Source organism: Aquabacterium sp. (assembly GCF_004297345.1).
In the GTDB taxonomy this organism is placed as follows: domain Bacteria; phylum Pseudomonadota; class Gammaproteobacteria; order Burkholderiales; family Burkholderiaceae_C; genus Aquabacterium.
This window is the reverse complement of sequence record NZ_SCTN01000041.1, coordinates 1-6,024: the sequence shown is the minus strand read 5'-3', so window position 1 is coordinate 6,024 and position 6,024 is coordinate 1. Positions and strand designations below refer to the sequence as shown.

The window sequence follows — 6,024 nt, the reverse complement described above, 5'->3', positions numbered from 1 at the left end:
GCTGACGCTGCCATCTGGCAAAACAGGCACGGCGTAACCCACGACAGGGTAGTAGTGATTGTGGTGATAGCGAGGATCGAACCGGAAAGGATCCCCGCGCGACTCGTAGCGAGGGTCGCCATGACGTGGTTGGGCCACGGCGACGCTGCCCGAAGCTGCCACCAAAACCATCAAGCCGCACCCCAATGCCAATGTTGTGGAATTCATGGTCACCTCATCCTTAGTCATACGCACGTCGAGCCATCCTATACAAACCGGCACCCGGTAGCACAGCGGCACCCAAGCAAAGTCAGGCTTAACAAAGCAGCAATGAATGCTTTACACCAGTGAGCCAACATGCAGTGCATGATGAACCTCCACTTTGGAATGCATTTGAGGCGGGTTTCTACAACATCTACGATGCTGGCTGCCGCTTTACTGTGCATTCCCGGCTGCTCCAGCAACAAGTCGCCTCCAGTTGATCTGGCCAAGGTTCATCACTTTGAAGCCCAGGGCTACCCAGCCCCGCATGAATTTGACACGAGCGAATCAGAGGACGTCCGATTGATCAATGGCTTGCCCGAGCGATTGGTCTGGTGCCGTCCTCTTGAATCTGGCGTGCATCCCTTGTTGATCTACATGCCCGGTCAGGGCCAAAACGCCCATGCCTTCGAGCCTGGCCGGCACGCACTGGCGCAGGCAGGTTACGTGGTGATGTCTTGGCAGCCGTTGCCCGAAGATGAAATGCCGTCCGGCCAAAGTAATCAAAACGGATGGCAGGGGCAACGATACGCAGCACCCTTGCTTCAAAAGCGCAGCGAGTTGCTGCGGCAACTCCATGCCGACTTGCTCAAATCACAAGGAAAAGGCGATCAACAACTGCAAGGTGTCAATTTGAGTCAGATTGGCCTGATAGGTTTTGACCTGGGGGCGTACACCGTGGCACACGCAGCAGGCGAAGCAGTCTCTGGTACTGAGGCTGTCCTCGCCCCATCACCCTTCAAGGCGTATATCGTGATCAGCCCCTACGCAAGCTTCGAGCAAGGCGCCTTCGATACGCGATACAAAGGCATGTCGGCACCCCTGCTCACGCTGACATCAGACTCGGATGTAGACCCGAATGGCGGCATACCGGCGGCTTATCTGCGCACGGCCCCCTTCGGCAACATGCCCGCGGGCAACAAGTACATGCTGGTCATGCGGGGCGCGCGCCACGCCACGCTCGGAGAACAAAGCGAAGCCGAGGACGGCCACACGCCATTCGAGGACGGGCACGACAAGAACCAAGGCAAATCAGGCGAACGACGCGGCCAAGACGGCCGAGGCGGTAAAGGGCGATCCAAAGGCTCACGCAGCGGGGACGTGGCCTCAGGTGACAAGACTGCTGGAGATTCTGGGCGTTCGCCCACCACTACAGCCATGCAGCGCACTGCACTGACCACAGTCAGCATAGCGTTTCTGGATGCCTATCTGTTGGATGACACATTGGCCCACCAATGGTTGCAATCCCAGGCAGGCAAATGGCTTTCCCCCATTGGCGACTGGCGGAGCAAATGAACGCATCAACTCGTCGGTTTGCTTTGACGGCCACGGACAGGTACTTGCCCATTCTGGAGGCCTTTGTGGCAGGTGGCTGGACGCCTGTCAAACTGTTTACTGTACCCACTGACGAGCGCCTTCACAGCAATCGGCGCGTCGTCGCCAGAGCGCAAGAACTGGGCATACCGATTCAGCTCTCACGGCTCACTGATGCTGACTTGACCGACCTGGGAAAGATGCAATGTGACCTGCTGGTTGTGGCCAGCTACCCGTGGCGCATCGGCGACTGGCGGCCTCACATTCCCCATGCCGTGAACTTTCATCCTTCACCGTTGCCTCGCTATCGCGGCCCTCTTCCGCAGGTATGGGCTATCCTCGATCAACAGCGACGTTGGGGTGTCTCGTGCCACAAGCTTGAACAGGCGTTCGACAGTGGCGCCATACTGGCTCAGCATGATTTTGACCTGGGTGAACGAGAGTGCTTCGACGTGTTGGACATGAAGATCCAAATGAGCATGCGCGAACTCGCCTGTACCGTTGCCAATGACTTTGATCAGCTTTGGCGCGACGCTCAGCCACAGTTGAATGAACACTATGTGGGTTTCTGGTCAGAGGCGGATCGCACATTGGATTTCACCCAGTCTTACGAAATGATTGATCGACAGTTGCGAGCTTTTGGTCAACACGAGTGCCTGGCAACGATCAACGATGTGGCCATTCACGTCAGGCGAGCCATCACCTGGCCCGAGGCTCATACGGCCCGATTGGGCAGCGTCGTTCATGCAGATGGGCTGCGCATGGTCATCGCTTGCAGGGGTGGGTATACAGCCATACTGGATTGGGCATTTTTCTCGGCCGAGGCCATCACGGGAACACCCAACTCGGCGTGATGCGCAAGCTCAAGCAGCAGCTTCTGCCCTGGTGACAATGGCTTGCTGGGGCACTTAGCAAGAGACAGTCATCGCAACAGCGAGTACATCCATCTTCCGATTTGCTCAATTGCAACGGGGCTGTTGTGCAAAGTTGAATGACGTAGCGCTACTCTAAGGGGATAGGCGTCTCAGGCGAGCCTTCGACCATCGAACGTCTGCAGATGAACACGGCGGTCGCTCGCACGGTGCGTCGCCAACAACCGCAACCATCCTGAAGCGGGCACACACATCTTGTAGCTGCGATGCATCCGCCCTTTAGCCTGCAGCAATCAGCTGAAGCATCTCGCAAAAAACTGCGTCCGAATGCGCGTGAATGCCGCACTCGGAACGAGCCTTCCCAAGGCTCCATTCACGAGAATTTTGAGCGCCCAGGGGTCTCGATAGACTCCCTTTTCCGCACATCAATTCCCACGGTGGGAATATTTGGGCCAAAACCGGCGACACAAAGAAAAACGCCGACAAGCTAAGTACTTGTCGGCGTTCATTATTTCTTGGGGTGGCTAATGGGACTCGAACCCACGACAACCAGAATCACAATCTGGGACTCTACCAACTGAGCTATAGCCACCGCTGAAAGACTACGATTATAGCGTGATTTTCAGGCTTTTACTGAGCTGCTGAAGTTTTTTGCGATTCAGTGACCTTGTCCATGGTCTTCTTGCCTTCATTGAGGTACTTGACCTTGTACTGGCTCTTGAGTGCACGGTAGTAAGCATCGGCCTCAGCCTTGCCCCAGTAGCTGCCGTACTGCGACTGGGCCTCGTTCAACTCCTGATCAGAAATCTGCATCGGCACGACCTTGTTGACCTTCAGCAAGGCCACGCCCTCAGCGCCCAGGTCAACCACCGTCCATGCTGGCAATTGCTTCTCAGGGATACGCAGCGCAGACTCCAGCACGATAGGCGGCTGGTTGTAGATGGTCTTGCCCGACATCTGTACAGCGGCTGGCAGTTGGGACTTGTCTGGCGATTGCTTCCACAGCGCCATCTTCTGTTCTGCGTCCTTGCGTGCGGCCTTCAGCGCTTCAGCGGTAGTCCAGCGCTCACGCACCTGCGCTTGCACAGCTTCAAATGGCTGACGGGTTGCCGGGCTGTATTTCACGATGCGCGCAGACACCAGCTTGCTGGGGCCCACCTCAATGGCTTCCGTGTTGCGGCCCTTGCCGCGATTGGCCGGATCAAACAAGGCATCCAGCACGCGGCGGTTGGACAACACACCCTGATCCTTGGCACCTGGTTCACGCAGCACATTCTGGGCAGTTTGAACTTCCAGCTTCAGCTCGTCGGCAATCGGCTTGAGGCTGTCAGACTGCTCATACACACCATTGGTGAACTTCTCTGCCACGCTGGCGAACTCACGCTGGGCCAGTTGCTTGCGCGCGTCATCCTCGAGTTGTGCCTTGACGGCTTCATAAGGCTGCACCTGGCCACCGCGCACTTCTGTCAAGGAAATAATGTGGAAGCCATAGTCGCTTTCAACCACGCCACTCAGTTGACCGGGCTTGAGCGCAAACGCGGCGTCTTCGAACGCCTTGGTCATGGCGCCACGGCCAAAGAAGTCCAGGTCACCGCCATTGCTGGCAGACCCTGGGTCATCGGAGTTTTTCTTGGCCAGTTCAGCAAACTGCGAAGGGTTCTTTTGCAGTTGAGCCAGCAACTGCTCGGCCTTGGCGCGTGCCGCCTTCTTTTCATCAGCAGAAGCGGTCTTCTTCACCTCGATAAGGATATGGCGTGCACGACGCTCTTCCGGGACGGTGAAACGCTTTTCGTTTTCCTTATAGGAACGACGCAGTTCGTCGTCACTGACGGTGACACGCTTCTTGAGGGCGTCCACATCCAGCACGACGTATTGAACATCAGCCTTCTCGGGCGCTGTCAGCCAACTGGCGTTAGCTGGATCCTTGTAGAAGGCTTGCAGTTGTTCTGCAGTGGGGTTCAGTTGGGCCGCGTAGGTCTTGGGCTCGAACTTCATCCATTGCACTTCGCGCACCTGGAACATGGCCTCCAGAGCGGCACGTGTTGCCAGCTTGGATGTCTGCCCCGTAGACTGCACGCCGCCCAGCACCTGTGCCAGGGTCAATTCCTGGCGCAGCAAGGCCTCCAGACGAGCCGGCGTCATGCCCTGAGCTTCCAGCAATTGTTTGTTGAGGCTGCCGTCAGGGTTGCGCAACGACGCAAACCGAGGATCCGTGGCAAAAGCGCGAACGAGGCGCGATACAGGGGCGCTCAGATTCTGATCAAAAGCTGCCGTTGCCAGCACGGATTGTCTGACCAGCGAATCCAACGACTTGCTCTTGAACTCGGGCGTATCGAACAGTTTGGCATCGATACCAGGCTGCTGCGCGCGATAGTTCTCGGCCACGTTGCGATTGGCGTTGTCCCACTCGGCCTGCATGATTTTCTGAGAGCCGACCTTGGCCACAACGCCTTCGCTGCTGGCGAAGCTCGAATAGCCCTGGATGCCGAAAACCACGAACGACGGCAGGATGAGCAGAATCAACAGGATCTGCAGGATGCGGTTGTGCTTGCGAACGAAATCAAACATGGTGATGGACCAGTTGGGGCAGCCTTCTTGAGGACCGCTTGAGCGGCGAACCGTGCCCGAGGTGTGCTGCCATGAACAATCAGGAAAGCAAACCTCAGACAACACAAAGGCGAACCAGGGTTCGCCTTCGAATTTCGCTATGGTGACGACCTGCGATGTTACCCCTATTTCTGCAGCGCTGACGCCAGCCACCAACATGGGCAAACCCTCACGGGGCCCGTCGGTACTCAGGGCGCTGTCGCACCCCGGACATATTCATTCAACGCCTCGACCAATTCCTCGCGAAAGTCTGGCCGAATAGGCGCAAACACGGGCTCACTGAGCACCTCCCGCATCTCCGGCGGGTAATCCAGCCACTGCCATAAACCGCGCGTCAAGGCATAGATGCGAGACAGCACCTTGACGCCTCGACCGGCAGGCAATCCCAGGGCCGCTTCCAGCAAACCACCTCCGGCCACCAGGCCCATCGTCGCGCGCAGCTTGTGGGTATGCATGGCCTCAGGACTCAGATTGCGCTCCAGTTGGTACGCCATCGCGTCAAGGCGAGACACCTCAGGATGAGCCTCGATATACGAGACAAATGCCTCGATGAGCGTATCCAGACTGGGTTGTGCCCCACCTAAGCCCTGCGCAAGAAGCGCCAACACTGCATCGAGACTGTCAGCCAGCAGCGCCGCAAAGATTTCTTCTTTTGTCGTGAAGTAGGTGTAGACCGTGCCTTTGGCCAATCGAGCCTTCTCAGCAATGCGCGCAACGGATGGCAATTGCCGCGAATCCTGCAGAAACAAGCTGCGCGCAGCCTCCAGGATGTCTTCCCGGCGAGCAGCCTTGTCTACATCGTCGTTCGCACGCGTTCGGATAGGACGAGATTCGTGTTCCAAAATTTTCCCTGACCAACGGTCATGACGCCGCGGGTTGATCGGGTCATTCTACAAAACGGGTGGATAAAACGCTATTGACCAACAGTCAATAACATCAGACAATGCGCCATGTCAGACCAATAGCGACCCACGCTGCCATGAGACAAACA

5 protein-coding genes and 1 tRNA gene are annotated in these 6,024 nt (G+C 57.1%); 2 read left to right on the top strand and 4 right to left on the bottom strand.

Going from position 1 to position 6,024, the window contains the following annotated elements; genetic code table 11:
* Window positions 1-207 (bottom strand): hypothetical protein (locus tag EPO09_RS01220; RefSeq protein ID WP_290639370.1); only part of this gene is annotated, 207 nt, incomplete at its 3' end.
* A gap of 192 nt (window positions 208-399) precedes the next feature.
* Here EPO09_RS01220 and EPO09_RS01215 point away from each other — a divergent pair.
* Window positions 400-1,536, top strand: a complete 1,137-nt coding sequence (locus tag EPO09_RS01215) for a hypothetical protein (RefSeq protein WP_290639368.1) — start codon at window positions 400-402, stop codon at window positions 1,534-1,536.
* Window positions 1,533-2,408 carry a formyltransferase family protein gene (locus EPO09_RS01210; RefSeq protein WP_290639366.1) on the top strand — a complete coding sequence of 292 codons (876 nt, stop codon included), beginning with the start codon at window positions 1,533-1,535 and terminating at the stop codon, window positions 2,406-2,408. Before EPO09_RS01215 ends, EPO09_RS01210 begins: the two co-directional genes overlap by 4 nt.
* A 534-nt stretch (window positions 2,409-2,942) precedes the next feature.
* Here EPO09_RS01210 and EPO09_RS01205 read toward each other — a convergent pair.
* From EPO09_RS01205 to EPO09_RS01195, 3 genes are all read right to left on the bottom strand, one after another.
* Window positions 2,943-3,018, bottom strand: a tRNA-His gene (locus EPO09_RS01205).
* Between the two features lie 38 nt (window positions 3,019-3,056).
* The gene (locus EPO09_RS01200) at window positions 3,057-4,994 is read right to left on the bottom strand and encodes a peptidylprolyl isomerase (RefSeq protein ID WP_290639364.1); all 1,938 of its coding nucleotides are present in this window, start codon (window positions 4,992-4,994) and stop codon (window positions 3,057-3,059) included.
* A 227-nt stretch (window positions 4,995-5,221) separates the two neighbouring features.
* Window positions 5,222-5,875: a TetR family transcriptional regulator gene (locus EPO09_RS01195; RefSeq protein WP_290639362.1), complete on the bottom strand. Its 654-nt coding sequence runs from the start codon at window positions 5,873-5,875 to the stop codon at window positions 5,222-5,224.
* Between the last annotated feature and the right edge of the window lie 149 nt (window positions 5,876-6,024).